The organism is Kitasatospora sp. MMS16-BH015 (genome assembly GCF_002943525.1).
Taxonomy (GTDB): Bacteria; Actinomycetota; Actinomycetes; order Streptomycetales; family Streptomycetaceae; genus Kitasatospora.
Map to the genome: position 1 here is coordinate 8,304,651 of NZ_CP025394.1, position 15,966 is coordinate 8,320,616.

Here is a 15,966-nt window from a genome sequence, read left to right on the forward strand (position 1 = left end):
GTTGACGATGCGTCAGATGGTGGCGGCGTCGATGACGAAGCGGTAGCGGACGTCGCCGTCGAGGAGGCGGTCGTAGGCCTCGTTGATCCGGTCGGCGGTGATGAGCTCGATCTCGGCGGTGAGGCCGTGGGCGGCGCAGAAGTCGAGCATCTCCTGGGTCTCCGCAATGCCGCCGATGCCGGAGCTGCTCATGCTGCGGCGGTGGCCGAAGAGGGACTGGAGGGTGAGCTGGACGGGCTCCTCGGGGAGGCCGACGTTGACCATGGCGCCGTCGGTGCGCAGGAGGGCGAAGTAGGCGGCGAAGTCGAGCGGGGCCGAGACCGTGTTGAGGATCAGGTCGAAGGTGCCCTTGAGCTGCTCGAAGGTGGCCGGGTCGGCGGTGGCGTGGTAGTGGTCGGCGCCCAGGCGCAGGCCGTCCTCGCGCTTGCGGAGCGACTGGGAGAGCACGGTGACCTCGGCACCGAGGGCGTGGCCGATCTTCACGCCCAGGTGGCCGAGCCCGCCGAGGCCGACCACGGCCACCTTCTTGCCGGGGCCGGCCTGCCAGTGCCGCAGCGGTGAGTAGGTGGTGATGCCCGCGCAGAGCAGCGGTGCGGCCGCGTCCAGCGGGAGGGCGTCGGGGATGCGGACCACGAAGTCGGCGTCGACCACGATCTCGCGGGCGTAGCCGCCGTAGGTGACCTCGCCGTCCTTGCCGCGGGAGTTGTACGTCCAGACCGGGCCGCCCCCGGTGCAGTACTGCTCCAGCCCGGCCCGGCAGTTCTCGCAGCTGCGGCAGGAGTCGACCATGCAGCCGACGCCGACCCGGTCGCCGACGGCGTACCGGGTCACGCCGGAGCCGACCTCGACGACCAGGCCGGCGATCTCGTGGCCGGGCACCATCGGGAAGATGGCGGCGCCCCAGCCCTCGCGGACCTGGTGGAGGTCGGAGTGGCAGATGCCGCTGTAGTGGATCTCGATCCGGACGTCCTGCTCGCGGACGGCGCGGCGCTCGACGGTGGTGCGCTCCAGCGGCGCCTTGGCGGCGGGGGCGGCGAAGGCGGCGACGGTGGTGGTCATGGGTCGGTCCCGTTCCATGGTCGTGGTGATCTTCGGTGCACTTCAGACGGTACCCGGATGGTTAAAGGGTGAACCTTCGGAAGCTATTCGGGTACCCGAATCCCACCCGCGTATCGAAGGGCAAGCCTAGTGGCCACCAAGGGCAACAGAGGTGGAACTCGATTTGATTCGGTGTCAACTGTGTTCCATGATGTGGACGAGCGCCAGGCGGGGGGCCTGCACGGCGCAGTGCGCGTGCACGAACTGCGCGTACCCGAAGGAAGTTTAACGGTGAAGCAGACCGGCCCCGGGGAATCCCGGGTCGGTTGGCGCGTCCGTGCCCGCCCCCGCCTCCCTTGAGCCTTCCTCTCTTCAGGAGAAAATCCGCATGCCCATCCACCAGGTTTTGGACCTCATACGTTTCGTCCGGGACCGCTCTCCTTTCTATACGGACCTCTATGCCGACCTGCCGGCCGAGGTCGACCGCCTCACCGACCTGCCTGTGGTGGACCAGAGCGCGTTCTGGGCCGCCAACACGCTGACCGGCAACCGCGTGCTGACCGGCTCGCTCGACGAGGCCGTGGTGTTCCGGACCGGCGGCACCACCGGCGCGCCCAAGTTCTCCTGCTACACCCGGGAGGAGTGGCAGGAGTTCACGACCGCCTTCGGCGCCGGGCTGGTGGACGCAGGGCTGCGCCCCGGCCACCGGGTGGCCGACCTCTTCTACGCCGGTGAGCTCTACGCCAGCTTCCTGTTCGTCCTGGACTCGCTCGCGCAAGCCCCCGTGGCCAACGTGCGGCTGCCGATCGGCGGCGGTGCCCCGCTGGAGTCCACCGTGGCCACCCTGGCCGAATTCGCCGCCCAGGTCGTGGCGGGCACCCCGAGCACGCTCTGCCGGCTCGGCGAGCACCTGATCGAGACGGGGCGTCAACTCCCTGCGGTGGAGCTGCTGTTGTTCGGCGGCGAGGCCCTCTACGAGGACCAGCGCCGTCTGCTCGCCACCGCCTTCCCCGGCGCCGAACCCCGCTCGCTCGGGTACGCCAGCGTGGACGGCGGCCTGCTCGGCCGGCCGGTGGCCGGGCCGGACCAGCGCGTCCACGGCAGCTTCACCCCGCACACCGTGGTCGAGATCCTGGACGAGACCACCGGCGAGCCGATCCGCGAGAACGGCCGGCCCGGACGGGTGGTCGTCACCCAGCTGTTCCGCCGCCTGATGCCGATCATCCGCTACCCCGCCGGCGACCGCGCGGAGTGGACCGACGCCGAGGCCGGCCGCTTCCGCATCCTCAGCCGGGCCGAGGAGGGCGTGCGGGTGGGCCCCGTCTCGCTGGCTCCGCAGGACGTGCAGGCCGCCGTGGCCGAGGCCGACATAGCCGGCCGGGTGACGGGCACTCAACTGGTGGTCCGCCGCTGGGAGAGCCGGGACGGACTCGTGCTGCGCCTGGCCACCGCCCCCGGCGACCAGGACCGGGCCGAGCTGGAGGTGCTGGCCAAGGCGATCGTCGCCGAGCTGAACGCGGCCCGCCCGTTCTACCCCGAGAGCGCCGCCGCCGGGTTCATCCACCCGCTGCGGGTGGAATGGGCCAGCCAGCGCGAGCTGGCGGTCAACCCGCGCACCGGCAAGCTGCTCCGGGTGATCGACGAGAGGCCGACCGCGTGACCAGCCCCACGAGCCCCGGCCGCCGCGGCCCGCTCGTCCTGCGCAACCGCGCCTTCGGAGCGGTCTGGCTGGGGCAGGTGTGCACCCAGGCCGCGGTCCGGATGTTCCAGGTGGGCATCGCCTGGTGGCTGGTCGCCTACGCCGCCACCGGCGCCGGCGGGCTCGCCGCCGGGCTGTTCATGGCGGTGAGCACCCTGCCCGCCGTGGCCCTCGCCCCGCTGGTGGCCCGGGCGATCGCCCACTACGCCCACCGCTCGCTGCTGCGCGCGGCCGCCGGCGCGGCCGGGGCGGTCGCCCTGGCGCTGGCCGGCTGGGCCTGCGCGAGCGACCTGCCCGTCCCGGCCGCGTATGCGGCGACCCTGGCCCTCGCCGCCTGCCAGTCCTTCTTCGACCCCTGCCTGACCACTGCGGTGCCCGAGCTGGTGGCGGACGAGGACATCGAGGCCGCCACCGGCTTCGAGCTCGCCACCCAGTCGCTGGCCGGTCTCGGCGGCGCGCTGCTCGGCGCCCTCGTGGTGGACCGCGCCGGGGTGGCCGGCCTGGCCGTCGGCTGCGCCGCCGCGTACACCCTCGCGGCGCTGCTGGTCGCGACCGCGCGGTTCCGGGCCGCAGGCCCGGCCGAGGCGGCGGCCTGGTCCGACTCGGCCACCTCAGCAGAACCGGCCGTCCCGGCTGCCTCGGCCGCCTCGGCCGAGCCGGCGGGCCCGCAGCGGACACTGCGTCAGATCCTGGGCGGCCTGCCATACGTGCGGGCGATCCTGCTCTGCTTCGCCGCGGCCAACCTCTTCACCACCGCCGTGTTCGTGGTGATGCCGCTGTACACCGCCGACGTGCTGCACGGCGGGGGCGGCACGGTCTCGCTGCTCGAGGCCGCGCTGGGCGTGGGCACGCTGGTCGGCTCCTTCACCGGCGCCCGGGTGCCCGGCCGGCCCACCGTGGTCGGGGCCGGCTGCCTGGCCGCGATGGCCGTGGCCCTCGCCGTACCGGGCCTGGTCGCCGGGCGGGCCGCCCTGCTCGGGGCGCTGCTGGTGGCCGGCTGGTGCGTCGGGGCGATCGGGGTCCGGTTCGTCGCGCTGTTCCAGCGGCTGGTGCCGCCGGCCGACAAGCCCGCCTTCTTCGCCGTCATGCAGGCCGTGCTCGGCGCCACCTTCCCGGTCGCCTCGCTGCTCTTCGGCCTGCTCGGCGACCACCTCTCGGCCCAGACGCTCTGCCTGATCCAGGCCGCCGGGCTGCTGCCCGCCGCCCTGCTGCTCGGCTCGGTGCGCGACGCCTCGGCGGTGGCGGACCGGCTGGTCACGGTCGGGGGCGGGCGATGAGCTACACCATCACGCCGGCCGCCACCGCCGATGTCGCCGACCTGCGGCAGCTCTACTACGCCGTCTACGGCCCGCACTACCCCACCGCCCTCGGCACCGACCCCGCCGAGATGTCCCGGCTGATCCGGGACCCGTACACCCTCTGGCTGGTCGCCCGCTGCGCCCGCACCGGCGTGCTGGCCGGCTCGGCCGCCGTGCACGGCGAGCCCGGCAGCCGGATCGGGCGGCTCGAAGGGCTGGCCGTCCACCCCGACCAGCGCGGCACCGGCCTGGCCGGGCAGCTCACCGAGGCGCTCTGCGCCCGCACGCTGGAGGCCGGCACCCACGACTCGGTGTACGCCACCGTCCGTACGGTGAGCGTCGGCCCGCAGCGGGTGGTGGCCCGCAACGGCTTCCGTCCGCTCGGCATCCTGCCCAACGCCGTGGACCTCAGCAGCCGGGAGAGCCTCGCGCTCTACGCCCGCCACTCGCCGGGCGTGCTCGACCGCCGGGTGCCGGTCACCGAGGTGCCCGCCGCGCTCGCGCCGCTGCTGCGCTCGGTGGAGGGCAGCCTCGGCATCAGCTACGCCCGGACCCGGACCACCGCCCCGCAGCCCGCCCCGAGCGGCGCCGGACGGGCCCCGCTGGAGATCGTCGACGCGCCGGCCTTCGTCCGCCGCCGCTTCCACGAGCGCTTCCCCGAACCCGGCCGCTGGTTCTACCCGTTGCACACCCCGAACGTGCTGCTCACCCCGGAGGACGGCAGCTTCGAGGTGTACGCGTACCTCAACCGCACCGGCGGCTACTGCGCGCTGGTGGCCGCCCACCCCGACCCGGCCTTCGCCAACGGCTGGCTGGAGTCGGTCACCCGCACCCTCACCCGGGCGGGCGCCGGCTACGTCGAAGCCCTGGTCCCGCTCGAACACCACGGCGCGCTCTCGGCGTTCGGCGCCCAGGGCTTCATCGCCGGGGCGCTCTACCCCGCGATGCGCCGGGAGGGCGACGGCTTCCACGACTACGTGGTGATGTCCCGCACCGCCGAGCACATCGACTTCCACGGCGTGGTGGTCGACACCCCGCTCCAACCCTTCCTCGACTCCTGCGTGTCGGCCTGGGCGTCGACCTACCTGCCCTCCCGTGAGGTGGCCCCGTGACTGTGACGAACCCTCATCTCGCCCCCGTGCACGTCCCCGACGGCGCCGCCCTGGCCAAGGTGCAGCAGCTCTGCGACCTGGCCGACCCGTACTCCGCCGGGCCAGGCCACGAGGAGCTGTTCGCCGCCGCGATGGCCGAGTCCAACGCCTGGCACCGCGAGCGCTCCCCGTTCTTCCGCAGCCTGTACGACAGCGAGCGGCCGGAGACCCCGTACGGCGCGCCGCTGGTGCACGCCAACTTCTTCAAGCGCCACGAGGTGCTCTCCATCCCCCGGGAGGAGGTGTACCTGCACCTGACCTCCTCCGGCACCACCGGGCAGAAGTCGCAGATGTTCTTCGACGAGTGGACCATCCGGTCCGCCCAGCGGATGGTCGCCCGGATCTTCGAGCACAACGGCTGGATCACCCCCGACCAGCCGGTCAACTACCTGCTCTACAGCTACGAGCCCGCCCGCGACCTCAAGTTGGGCACCGCCTTCACCGACAACTACCTCTGCGACTTCGCCCCCGCCCGCCGGGTCGAGTACGCGCTGCGGGCCACCGGGGAGGGCCACGAGTTCGACCCCTTCGGCTGCGTGGCCGCGCTGCTGCGCTACGCCGAGGAGGGCCTGCCGGTGCGGATCCTCGGCTTCCCCGCCTTCCTCTGGTTCACCCTGGAGCGGATGCGCGCGCTGGGCCTCCCCGCCTTGGAGCTGCCCGCCGACTCGCTGATCGTGCTCGGCGGCGGCTGGAAGGGCCACGCCGACCGGCAGATCGGCAAGCAGGAGCTGTACGCCCGGGTCACCGAGCAGTTGGGCATCCCGTCGGAGCGGATCCGCGACACCTTCGGCTCCGTCGAGCACTGCATCCCGTACGTGGAGTGCGCGCGGCACAACCTGCACGCGCCGGTCTGGTCACGGGTGTTCATCCGCTCCACCCGCACCCTCGACCCGCTCCCGTACGGCGAGCGCGGCTACCTGCACCTGGTCTCCCCGTACATCACCTCGGTGCCCGCGCAGAGCGTGCTGATGGGCGACCTCGCCTCGCTGCACCCGGGCCAGGAGTGCGGCTGCGGGCTGGGCACCGACTGGTTCACCGTGCACGGCCGCGCCGGGGTGAGCCGGAACAAGAGCTGCGCCGCCGCAGCCGCCGAACTGATGAAGGGCACCTCATGAGCGACTACTACTGGCAGGGCGAGTTCATCGGGGAGGAGGAGGCGGCCCGTCGGCTGACCGAGCTGCCCGCCGCCGTCGAGGCCGCGCTGGCCACCCCGCTGGAGACCGAGACCGTGCTGGCCGCCTGTGAGGCGCTGGCCCGGGCGCTGGGTGAGGTGGGCCACCCGGTGCGGGAGCGGCTGGCGCCGTACCTCGGTCCTTCCGACGGCGGGCTCTTCGACGAGCTGGCCGCCTTCCTCGGGCGCTCGTCGCTGACCCGCAAGCTCCGCCGCGAGCTGGGCGGCGTCGCGCCGCAGCGGCTCACCCGGCCGGACGCCAAGGAGACGGTGTACGAGGCCTGGGCCCCCGTCGGCCTGGTCGCCCACATCGCTCCCGGCAACGCCGCCACCGTGGCCCCGCTCAGCGTGGTCGAGGGCCTGCTGGCCGGCAACGTCAACATCCTCAAGACCAGCAGCGGCGACACCCTGCTCGCCCAGCACCTGCTGGCCGAACTCGCCGCGCTGGACCCGAGCGGGGCCGTCGCCGAGCGGATCGTGGTGCTGCGCTTCCCGTCCGCGCGGGCGGAGTGGCTGCGCCTGATGTGCGCCCCCGCCGACGCCGTGGCGGTCTGGGGCGGCGAGGACGCGGTGGCCGGGGTGGCCGCCCACGTGCCGGCCGGCTGCCGGCTGGTGGAGTGGGGCCACAAGCTCTCCTTCGCGTACCTGACCCGGGAGGCCTGGGCCGAGGAGGCGACCCTGGCCGCGCTGGCCGAGGACGTCTGCGCCTTCGAGCAGCAGGCCTGCTCCAGCCCGCAGGTGGTCTACCTCGACACCGACTCCACCGCCGAGCTGCACGCCTTCGCCGAGCGCTTCGCCGCCGTGCTGGCCGAGCGCCCCGCGCCCGCCGATCCCGGGCTCGACCCGGCCGAGTACGCCGAGCTCACCACCACCGAGCACCTGGCTCGGCTGGAGGAGCACCTCGGCCTGACCAGGGTGCTGGCCGCCCCCGACGGCTCCTGGCGGGTGATGGCCGACAGCCGTCCGGCCCTCACCGCCTCGCCGCTGCACCGGAGCGTCTGGGTCAAGCCGCTGCCGCGCAAGGAGGTGCTGCGCGTGCTCCGGCCGATGCGGCGCTACCTGCAGACCGTGGGCATCGCGGGCAGCCGCAGCGACCTCGCGGAGCTCTCGGGCGCGGTGCTGGCCGCCGGCGCCACCCGGGTCACCCCGGTCGGGTCGATGACGGCCGGGTACGTGGGCGAGCCGCACGACGGGGTGTACGCGCTCCAGCGCTACAGCCGCCGGGTCGCCGTCCAGGCCGACCGGCGCTTCGCCGGCACCGCCTGCCTGGACGACCTGGCCCGCCGCCCCGAACACCCGCGGCCCACCGGCCCGTTGCTCGACAAGGCGGCCGTCCAGGAGCTCAACCGGGAGGTCGAACGGGCCGACGCCGAACTGTACTTCCGCAGCGGCGGCAGCACCGGCACCCCGGCCCTCTCGCTGTTCAGCTACGAGGACTACGACACCCAGATGCACGCCGCCGCCCGCGGCCTGCTCGCCGCCGGCTACGACCCGGCCCGCGACCGCACCGCCAACCTCTTCTACTGCGGCGGCATGTACGGCGGGTTCATCAGCTTCTTCTCCATCCTCGAACGCCTCGGCGGCACCCAGATGCCGATCGCCGCGGGCCCCGACCACCGGGCCACCGCCGAGATGCTGGTCGCCTACGAGGTGGACACCCTCTTCGGCATGCCCTCCTACCTCTGGCAACTCCTGCACGAGCAGTCGGAGTTGCTGCTCGCCTACGGCGGGATCCGCAAGATCTTCTACGGCGGCGAGCACTTCACCGCCGAACAGCGCCGCACCCTCGCCGAGACCTTCGGCATCGAGACCGTGCACTCCATCACCTACGGCAGCACCGACCTCGGCCCGCTCGGCTACCAGTGCACCGAGAGCAGCGGCAGCGTGCACCACCTGCACGCCGACCTGCACACCCTGGAGATCGTCGCCGTCGACGCCGACCGCCCGGTCGCCCCGGGCGAGACCGGCCGCCTGGTCTTCACCACCCGGGCCCGGCGTGGCCAGCACCTCGACCGCTACGTGATCGGCGACCTCGGCCGCCTGCTGCCCGGCGACTGCCCCTGCGGCAACCGCTCGCCGAGGTTCGAGCTGCTCGGCCGGCTCGGCGAGGTCATGCGGGTGGCCACCTACTTCCTCAACTACCGCCGCTTCGTGGCCATCACGGAGGAGCAGCTGCGCTACGGCGGCGAACTCCAGGCCGTGCTGACCGCCGAAGCCGCCCGCGAACGCCTCACCCTGCGGGTGGAGAGCGGCAGGGCCCCGGCGGCGGACGTGGTGCGTTCGGCGATCCTCGACGCCTACCCCGAGGTCCGTTCGGCCGTCGAGGAGCGGCTGTTGGACTTCGTGGTGGAGGTGGTCGAGGGCGCCGAGCTGGAGCGCACCGGGACGAGCGGGAAGCTGCGGGCGGTGGTCGACCTGCGGCGGTAGCCGGTGGGTCAGGCCGCTACGGCCTCGACCACGGAGAGGACGGTGGGCGTCGGCGTGATCCGGGAGAGGCGGAGACCGGCGGCGGTGAGGAGGGTGGCGAAGTCGGCAGCGGTGCGTTCGCGGCCGGTGAGGGAGGCCATCATCATCAGGTCGAGCGTCTTGGACTGGTGCGGGGCGTTGTCGGCGGGCACGACCGCGTCCAGGATCAGCACCCGCCCGCCGGGGTGCAGGGCGCGGCGGCAGCCGCTGAGGATGGTGACGCACCGGTCGTCGTCCCAGTCGTGGGTGATGCGCTTGAGCAGATGGACGTCACCGGGCGGGACGGCGGCGAAGAAGTCGCCCTCGGCGACCGTCCACCGGCCTTCGATCCCACCCGCCGGCGCCGGCGGAGGCGCCGGTGTCGGTGTCGGCCTCGCCGAGCCGGTGCCCGGCGAGCACGTGGGCCCGGTCGTAGAGCACGCCCCGCAGCCGGGGGTGGCGGCGGAGGACTTCGAGGAGAAGGCCGCCGTGGCCGCCGCCGACATCCACGACCGTCCCCTCCTCGGGCAGCTCGCAGGCGGCGGCGATCGGGGCGTTCTCCGCGTCGGACATGGCCGCCATGCCCACGTGGAAGACGGCGGCGGTGCGCTCGTCCTTGGCGAAGTGGTCGAAGAACGGCATGCCGAAGATGCCCTCGAAGGCCGTGGAGCCCTCGGTCAGGCAGTGGGCGAGCTCACCGGCGGGCCGCCACATCGTGCTGTCCGTGAGCATCCGGACGGCCGCCCGGGCGGAGTACGGCACGTCGCTGCGCAGCGCCTGGCCCGCCTCCGTCAGGGCGAACCGTCCGCTCTGATCCTCCGTCACCACGCCCCGGGTGGCGAGCTCGGCGGAGCTGCGCGGCCCGTCCGCCAGGTGGTCGGCCACGCCGACCTCGGCGGGGCCCGCAGGGCGGCCGGGAAGAGGAAGCCGAGCGATTCGTCGACGAGGAAGGCGGAGGACCGGCGCAGGGCCTCGCCGTTCGCCTCGGGGTCGTTCGGGGACTGGTGCATCCGTCTCTCCTCGCGTCAGGCGGCCGTGCGTGTGCGTCCGTCTACGTGAGGAGAGGTGCCCAGCGGAAGCCTGGTCGAAGCGCGCCCCCGCCCCGTTCGGCCCCGTGCGATCATGGCGGTCGTACGGTCGGTCTGCGCGGGCAGCGCATGCGAACAGGTGGACTCATGCACGACGAGCAGCGCTACCAAGGACTCCTCGAACACCTGACGGAGCGTCTGGGCCCCGTTCGCAGCGTCGAACCCGCGCGCTCCGAGCGGGGGAACCGGGGCTACGACCTGGCCTTCTACTCCCAGGCGGAGCCGCCGATCACCACGGTGGTCAGCAACGGATTGCGCTTCCAGCAGGTTGCGGCGATACGCCCGGAGGAATTGGTCTGCTCGCTGCTGCCCGACCAGCAGCACCTCGCACGCCACCTCGTGGACTCGATCGCCTCGCTGATTATCCGTCACAAGCAGGGCATGGAGTACGGTTCGGTCTTCCACAACGACCGGCCGATCATCGAGGAGACCGAGATCACCGGGGTGGTCGGACAGGTGAGCCCACTCTTCGGCCGGGACTTCGATCTGTTTCCTAACGCCGACGCCGCGACCCTCCAACTGATCACGCTGGTCCCGATCACGACTCCCGAGGTCGCCTTCATCCAGGCCGAGGGCGCGGACAAGCTGTTCGAGGTCTTCTACCTCAACCGTACGAACATCCTGGACGTCGGCCGGAGGTCTGCGGTGTGAATCACGCCCGCAGGGCGGCGACTTGACCGGCGCCGAGAGGGCCGGCCGACAACGGGCCCGGTTGGCTGTCCTCCGCTCCCAACGGCGGCACAACCGGCCCTGTTCTGCGGGGGAGCTTGAGCGACGCCCCACACCAACACGTCACCTCCGCAGCTGAAAAGACGCCCGTTCGTGCTGGCCGCTGGGTGGGTGTAGACGAACGGGCCTCTTGGTAGGAGCGCGGTTGTCGAGACCAACCCTCCGACCCAGGAGGCCCGTTGCCGCATCAGAACTTTTCATCCTGAATTCGCAGGTGGGATGGGGTGGCCCAGGGTCGGTCGGGTGTGATCGCGCTGGTCGTGGGCCGTGATCGCGGCGCTTGATCGTCTGTCAGCGGGTGATCTTGGCGCGGGTCAGCACCAGGAGCGAGCGCAGCAGCGTGGTGGCGTGGGTGGCGTTCATCCGGACCGTGGTGAGGGTGCGCCAGTTCTTGAGGTCGGCGAAGCCGTGCTCGTTGGCGGCGCGCAGCTTCGCGCAGATCTTGTCGTGCCTCGCGGCGGTCAGGTCCGAGGCGCGGCCGGGTTTGGCCGCCGAGATCCACGGCAGGTTCCCGCGCTCGTCGGTGACGGCCAGGAACAGCAGCCCGTGGGCCTTGTGCTTCCCGGAGTAGTTGCGCCGATTCTGTCTACCGGTGCGGCGTTTGGTGCACACCAGGGTGTCGTCGATCAGTACCACCTCGCCGCCGGATCGGGTGATTGCGTGAAGGGCACGGTCCAGTCTCGGGGCACGGGGGTCGAGCTCGACGTCGATGTCCTCCAGCTGCTTGCGCAGCCCATCGGCCTGTTCGCGCAGCAGGTCCTTGCGCTCGACGATCCGGTCCAACGCCGACTGCCGACCCCCTCGACCCGCGTCCGAGCTCCGCCGCCGATCGTAGGGGGCTGCGAAACCGGACGATGCCGTCAGGCAAAGGCGAGTGGCCCGACCCGGCCGACCGGCTGACCCCGGGCCACACCATCCCACCTGCGAATTCGAGATGAAAAGTTCTCGATGCCGGGCGGATGCGGATGGCCGCCGAGTACGGCCTGTTTGACGATGGACGCGAGTTCCTGATCGGCATCGACGACTCCGAAGACGTCTACGCACCGGAGCAAGCCTGGGTGCGGGTCTGGCTTTTGGGCGGGTGGGATTTCGTCGACAGCGAAGTCGAGCAGTTGCGGGCAGGCTGGCTTGTCGGTGCTCGGATCTAGTATGCGGGGCATGACGCGATATGTGGACGAGGATCTGCACGGTGTGGAGTTCCGCGAGTGCGATTTGAGTGGGGCACGCCTGACCGGCGTGGTCATGCAGGATGCAGTGATCGACGGGCTCGTCGCCAACCTCGTGGTCAACGGTGTCGAGGTCAGCGAGTACGTCGAGGCAGAGCTCGACCGGCGTCATCCGGTGCGGGTGCTGATCCGCTCCGAGGATCCGGACGATCTGCGCGAGGCATCGCGTCAGCTCCATGCCGGCTGGGCCGCGACGATCGAGCGAATCCGCCGTAGGCCCGGCATCGAGCGCCGCAGCGTGAACGACGAGTGGTCGGCGGTGCAGACGATGCGCCACCTGGTCTTCGTCCACGACTCGTGGTTCCGCCGCTGCTGCCTGGGCTCGACGGAGCTGTTCACACCGATGGGCATCGGGACGACCGTCGAGCCCTATCGTGGAGCGCACGGGCTTGACCTCTCGCTCGATCCGACCCTCGACGAGATCGTGAGCGTGCGTGACGCGCAGGCCGCCGAGCTTGAGGCCTGGCTCGACGAGGTCACCGCCGGGCAGCTCGCGGAGCGAGCGCCGGTGCCCGACGACGATGTCTGGCCGCCGTACGCCCGGGGCCGCTTGGTGCGGCGGTGCCTCGCCACGGTGCTCAACGAGACCTTCGAACACCACGGCTTCTGCGTCCGCGACCTCGACCTGATCGAAGCACAGGACGCCGAGTAGGGCCGGCTACGGACTCGGCATCTTTGCGGATACGGGTATCACCGACCGTCTGCGCGCCGCCGGCCTCGGCGCGATCGGGGAGCTGGGCGTCACCCCGACAATCTGGTGATCACCTCCCGCGAACGCGCCGCCAACGAGCACGGCTTCGCCGACCTCAAGAACTGGCGCATCCTCACCACGTTCCGGATGAACGCCACCCACGCCACCACGCTGGTGCGCTCGCTCCTGGTGCTGACCCGCGCCGGATCACCCGCTGACAGACGATCAAGCACCGCGATCACGGGGTCGTCGGACACTACGCCGTCACGGCTGCCGCCACCGCGATTGCGGCAGCCGCGGTGGGAGCACTCTTCCTGGGGAGCTCCATCCTGTGGTGGCAGCAGCCAGGCTTCCCCGTGGCGCTGGGCTCGGGCTGCGCGGCGACCGCTCTGCTGTGTCGGCAGTTGGAGCGGCCCGGGCGGTTTCTCGCCGCCACGCTCACCGTGCCGTTCACATTGGTTGCCGGTGTCGGCGTGATGGCCGCCGGCCAACTTCTCACCAGCCTCCCCGCCCTGCGCCGGAGACCGGCCACGTCTTCAGAGGGGGAGCACCATGCCCTCTTCAGCCGCGAGCACCTCGCCGGGGAAGTGGGTGCGGGCGTCGGTGGTGGCGCGGGTGCGGTCGGTGCCGGGCCAGAAGTGGGTGAGGAGGAGGCGGCGGGCTCCGGCGCGGGTGGCGCAGGTGGCGGCCTCGGTGGTGTGGAGGAGGTGGTGGTCGGGGTCGGGGGGTGAGGGGGGCTGGAGGGTGGCCCCGGCGATGAAGAGGTCGGCGTCGGCGGCCAGTTGGGGCCGGGCCGGGGCCGGGCCGGCGTCGCCGCTGTAGGCGAGGGTCAGGCCGGGGGCGGTCAGGCGGAGGCCGGCGTGCGGGACGTGGTGGGGGAGCGGGAGGGCCTCGAGGTGGAACGGGCCCACCGTGTGGGTGGCGGGGAGCGGGTGGGCTTCGAAGACCTCGTGGAGGTCTTCGGTCGGCTCCATCGCCTGGACCCGGGTGAGCACGCCAGGGGTGCAGTACAGCGGTAGGCGGGGGCCGCGCTCGGCCGCGAAGTAGCGGGCGCGGGAGAGGGTGCTGAGGTCGGCGCAGTGGTCTGGGTGTTCGTGGGTGATGACCACGGCGTCGAGCCGGTCGACCGGGCAGTGGGCCGCGAGGCGGGGGAAGGTCGCGTAGCCGAGGTCAAGGACCAGGCGGAACCCGTCGTACTCCAGCAGGAAGCCGCTGGCGCTCCGCCCGGCCTCCGGCCAGGCGCCGCACGTCCCCAACACCGTCAGTCTGCGCATCAGCCGATGCTCTCACGGGAGTTCGGCCGGCTGGGCTGCGGAGAACTCTGGATATTTCGGGACGGATCACCCTAGTCATGCACAAACATGCTCATCTATGATTGAAGTTGTTCATTTAGAATGAAATCCGAGCTTCTTCGATCATGTGCTGGGGGGTTGTGATGTTCCAGACCGAACGGTGGCCGTGCCTGCTCGGCCTCGTGCAGGAGCGCGGGCGCGTCAGGGTGGGCGAGGCGGCTCGGCTGATGGGGGTCTCGCCGGTGACGGTCCGTCGGGACCTCGACCACCTGGCGCAGGAGGGGCGGCTGGTCCGGGTGCGCGGCGGTGCCGTGCCGGTGCGGCTCGGTGCCGGGCGGCTGCCGCAGTGGCCGGCCGCCCAGGTGACCGGTGGGGTGGCGGGTGAGCGGTCGCGGCTGGCGGCGGCCGCCGCCGGGTTGGTGCCCTCGGGTGCCGTGGTGGGCCTGGCCGGTGGGGTGGTCGGTGCGGAGACCGCCCGGCTGCTGGCGGCGCGGCCCTTCCTGAGTACGTGGGCGGGGTACGGGGTGTTGAGCGTGGTCACCAGTGCTCCTTCGATCGCCCGGCAGTTGGCGGGGCAGTCGCACATCAGGTCCGTGGTGCTGGGCGGTGGCGAGGGGGAGGAGACCGTCCCGGGGGAGGAGGTGCTGCGCGGGGTGAGGCTGGACTACGCGGTGGTGGAGTACCCGGAGCCGTCGGGGGCGGCGCTCGCGCTCGCGACCCGGGCGGACCGGGTGCTGGCGCTGGTCCCGGCGGCCCGGCTCACCGCGGCGCTGGCGGAGCGGCTCGGCGCGGCCGGGCGGCGGACCACGGTGGTGACCGGTGCGCCGCCGGTGCTCGGGCTGCGGCACCGGCTGCGGGGGGACGGCATCCGGGTGCACGTGGCGTAGGGCCCCTCTGGAGTCCATCGGCCCGGGTCCGGCCGGCCCCGGGCCGATGCGGCGGTGCCCCGCACACGCGCGTGTGTGTGCGGGGCACCCGGCCGGCCGCCGGTGGGGTGGTCGGGGCGGGGTCAGCGGGCCCCGGGGGGCGGGGAGGTGCTCTCGCGGACGACCAGTTCGGGCCGCAGGAGTTGGAGCGAGTTGACGGCGGCGCCGGATCTGGCGAGGGCGCGCAGGAGGAGCTCGACGGCCTGGCGGGCCATCTCCCGCTTGGGGAGGGCCACGGTGGTCAGGGCCGGTCGGGTGAGGCGGGCCTCGGGGGTGTCGTCGTGGCCGACCACCGAGAGGTCCTGCGGGACGGTGCGGCCGGTGGCCCGGGCGGCCTCCAGGGCGCCGAGGGCGAGGATGTCGTGGGTGGCGAAGACGGCGGTCAGGCCCGGCTCGGCGGCGAACGCGGCCTTGGCCGCCGCGAAGCCGCCGGCCAGGGTGGGCTCGGCCGCCAGGTGGACGGCGTCGTCGGGGACGGCGAGGCCGTCGTCCGCGAAGGCGCGGCGGAAGCCGGCCACCCGGGTGGTGTGGGCGGGACTGGCCAGCACGGCCACCCGCCGGTGGCCGAGTTCGCGCAGGTGGCGCCCGGCCAGGTAGCCGGCGTGCTCGTAGTCGACCGTGACCACGGGGAAGGCGTCCGGGGCCCTGGTCTCCCAGGCGTAGAGCGCGACCGGGAAGCGGGCGTCGGCCAGCAGCGGGAGGTGGTCGATCAGGTCGCGGTCGCCCGCGATCAGGAGCGCGTCCACCGAGCGGCTGGTGAGCCCGGCCAGGTGGCGCCGGGCCCGCTCGCCGTCCAGGCGGGTGGTGCAGAGCAGCAGGTGGTAGCCGTGCTCCTCCAGGACGTCCTCGACCGCCTCGACCACCTCGGCGTAGAAGGCGTTGGTCACGGTGGGCACGAACAGCCCCACCGTCCGGGAGCTCCCGGTGGCCAGTGAGCGCGCCACCAGGTTGGGCGTGTAGCCGAGTTCGGCCACCGCGGCGCGTACGCGGGCGGCCGTGGTCGGACGGACGGTGACCCGCCCGCTGAGCACGTTCGACACCGTCTGTTTGGTGACGCCCGCGCGTTCGGCCACGTCCTGCATCGTCACCATGGGGCGCCCCCGAGATTTGACCGGTCAATCACTGTGGCTCGACGGTAGGGCGGGGATGGAGGGGCGTCAAGCGGATCCGGCCGTATGGTCAGGCGAACCGTCTGTCGTTAAGGGCTCGCAA

At 72.6% G+C, this 15,966-nt stretch carries 16 protein-coding genes; 9 read left to right on the forward strand and 7 right to left on the reverse strand.

Annotation, left to right across the window (positions count from 1 at the left end):
* Positions 1-12 precede the first annotated feature (12 nt).
* The gene (locus tag CFP65_RS35775; protein WP_104820075.1) at positions 13-1,059 is read right to left on the reverse strand and encodes an NAD(P)-dependent alcohol dehydrogenase; all 1,047 of its coding nucleotides are present in this window, start codon (positions 1,057-1,059) and stop codon (positions 13-15) included.
* Positions 1,060-1,426: 367 nt separating this feature from the next.
* Between CFP65_RS35775 and CFP65_RS35780 the strand changes: the two genes are divergently transcribed.
* Genes CFP65_RS35780 through CFP65_RS35800 form a run of 5 tightly spaced genes read left to right on the forward strand, consistent with a single transcriptional unit; the run spans position 1,427 to position 8,784 of the window.
* Positions 1,427-2,698 carry a phenylacetate--CoA ligase family protein gene (locus CFP65_RS35780; protein ID WP_104820076.1) on the forward strand — a complete coding sequence of 424 codons (1,272 nt, stop codon included), beginning with the start codon at positions 1,427-1,429 and terminating at the stop codon, positions 2,696-2,698.
* Complete coding sequence (locus CFP65_RS35785; RefSeq protein ID WP_158702542.1) at positions 2,695-4,014, forward strand: MFS transporter; 1,320 nt, start codon at positions 2,695-2,697, stop codon at positions 4,012-4,014. Before CFP65_RS35780 ends, CFP65_RS35785 begins: the two co-directional genes overlap by 4 nt.
* On the forward strand, positions 4,011-5,147 hold the full coding sequence (locus tag CFP65_RS35790) for a GNAT family N-acetyltransferase (RefSeq protein WP_168219646.1): 1,137 nt from the start codon (positions 4,011-4,013) through the stop codon (positions 5,145-5,147). The genes CFP65_RS35785 and CFP65_RS35790 overlap by 4 nt, the downstream gene beginning before the upstream one ends.
* Positions 5,144-6,301 (forward strand): acyl-protein synthase, encoded by a 1,158-nt coding sequence (locus CFP65_RS35795; protein ID WP_104820079.1) that lies wholly within the window; start codon positions 5,144-5,146, stop codon positions 6,299-6,301. The genes CFP65_RS35790 and CFP65_RS35795 overlap by 4 nt, the downstream gene beginning before the upstream one ends.
* The gene (locus CFP65_RS35800) at positions 6,298-8,784 is read left to right on the forward strand and encodes an acyl-CoA reductase (protein ID WP_104820080.1); all 2,487 of its coding nucleotides are present in this window, start codon (positions 6,298-6,300) and stop codon (positions 8,782-8,784) included. The genes CFP65_RS35795 and CFP65_RS35800 overlap by 4 nt, the downstream gene beginning before the upstream one ends.
* 8 nt (positions 8,785-8,792) lie before the next feature.
* Here CFP65_RS35800 and CFP65_RS42675 read toward each other — a convergent pair whose 3' ends face one another.
* Genes CFP65_RS42675 through CFP65_RS42685 form a run of 3 tightly spaced genes read right to left on the reverse strand, consistent with a single transcriptional unit; the run spans position 8,793 to position 9,812 of the window.
* A complete protein-coding gene (locus CFP65_RS42675) occupies positions 8,793-9,152 on the reverse strand; it encodes a methyltransferase (protein WP_371682561.1) in 360 nt (119 codons plus the stop codon).
* Positions 9,094-9,687, reverse strand: a complete 594-nt coding sequence (locus tag CFP65_RS42680) for a methyltransferase (protein ID WP_371682499.1) — start codon at positions 9,685-9,687, stop codon at positions 9,094-9,096. Before CFP65_RS42680 ends, CFP65_RS42675 begins: the two co-directional genes overlap by 59 nt.
* Positions 9,624-9,812 (reverse strand): hypothetical protein, encoded by a 189-nt coding sequence (locus CFP65_RS42685; protein WP_371682500.1) that lies wholly within the window; start codon positions 9,810-9,812, stop codon positions 9,624-9,626. The genes CFP65_RS42680 and CFP65_RS42685 overlap by 64 nt, the downstream gene beginning before the upstream one ends.
* A gap of 165 nt (positions 9,813-9,977) precedes the next feature.
* On the opposite strand from CFP65_RS42685, the gene CFP65_RS35810 reads away from it, so the two are divergent.
* Positions 9,978-10,541, forward strand: coding sequence for a suppressor of fused domain protein (locus tag CFP65_RS35810; RefSeq protein WP_158702543.1), 564 nt, complete (start codon positions 9,978-9,980; stop codon positions 10,539-10,541).
* Positions 10,542-10,910: 369 nt separating this feature from the next.
* Here CFP65_RS35810 and CFP65_RS35815 read toward each other — a convergent pair whose 3' ends face one another.
* Positions 10,911-11,402 (reverse strand): transposase family protein, encoded by a 492-nt coding sequence (locus CFP65_RS35815; RefSeq protein WP_158702544.1) that lies wholly within the window; start codon positions 11,400-11,402, stop codon positions 10,911-10,913.
* A gap of 182 nt (positions 11,403-11,584) precedes the next feature.
* On the opposite strand from CFP65_RS35815, the gene CFP65_RS39490 reads away from it, so the two are divergent.
* Positions 11,585-11,767 (forward strand): hypothetical protein, encoded by a 183-nt coding sequence (locus CFP65_RS39490; protein ID WP_158702545.1) that lies wholly within the window; start codon positions 11,585-11,587, stop codon positions 11,765-11,767.
* A gap of 10 nt (positions 11,768-11,777) precedes the next feature.
* Positions 11,778-12,497: a DinB family protein gene (locus tag CFP65_RS35820; protein ID WP_168219647.1), complete on the forward strand. Its 720-nt coding sequence runs from the start codon at positions 11,778-11,780 to the stop codon at positions 12,495-12,497.
* A 575-nt stretch (positions 12,498-13,072) separates the two neighbouring features.
* Here CFP65_RS35820 and CFP65_RS35830 read toward each other — a convergent pair.
* Positions 13,073-13,810, reverse strand: coding sequence for an MBL fold metallo-hydrolase (locus CFP65_RS35830; RefSeq protein WP_104820085.1), 738 nt, complete (start codon positions 13,808-13,810; stop codon positions 13,073-13,075).
* 161 nt (positions 13,811-13,971) lie between these two features.
* Here CFP65_RS35830 and CFP65_RS35835 point away from each other — a divergent pair, with 161 nt between their 5' ends.
* Positions 13,972-14,715 carry a DeoR family transcriptional regulator gene (locus tag CFP65_RS35835; protein WP_158702546.1) on the forward strand — a complete coding sequence of 248 codons (744 nt, stop codon included), beginning with the start codon at positions 13,972-13,974 and terminating at the stop codon, positions 14,713-14,715.
* A gap of 122 nt (positions 14,716-14,837) precedes the next feature.
* On the opposite strand, the gene CFP65_RS35840 is transcribed toward CFP65_RS35835, so the two are convergent.
* Complete coding sequence (locus CFP65_RS35840) at positions 14,838-15,845, reverse strand: LacI family DNA-binding transcriptional regulator (RefSeq protein ID WP_104820087.1); 1,008 nt, start codon at positions 15,843-15,845, stop codon at positions 14,838-14,840.
* Between the last annotated feature and the right edge of the window lie 121 nt (positions 15,846-15,966).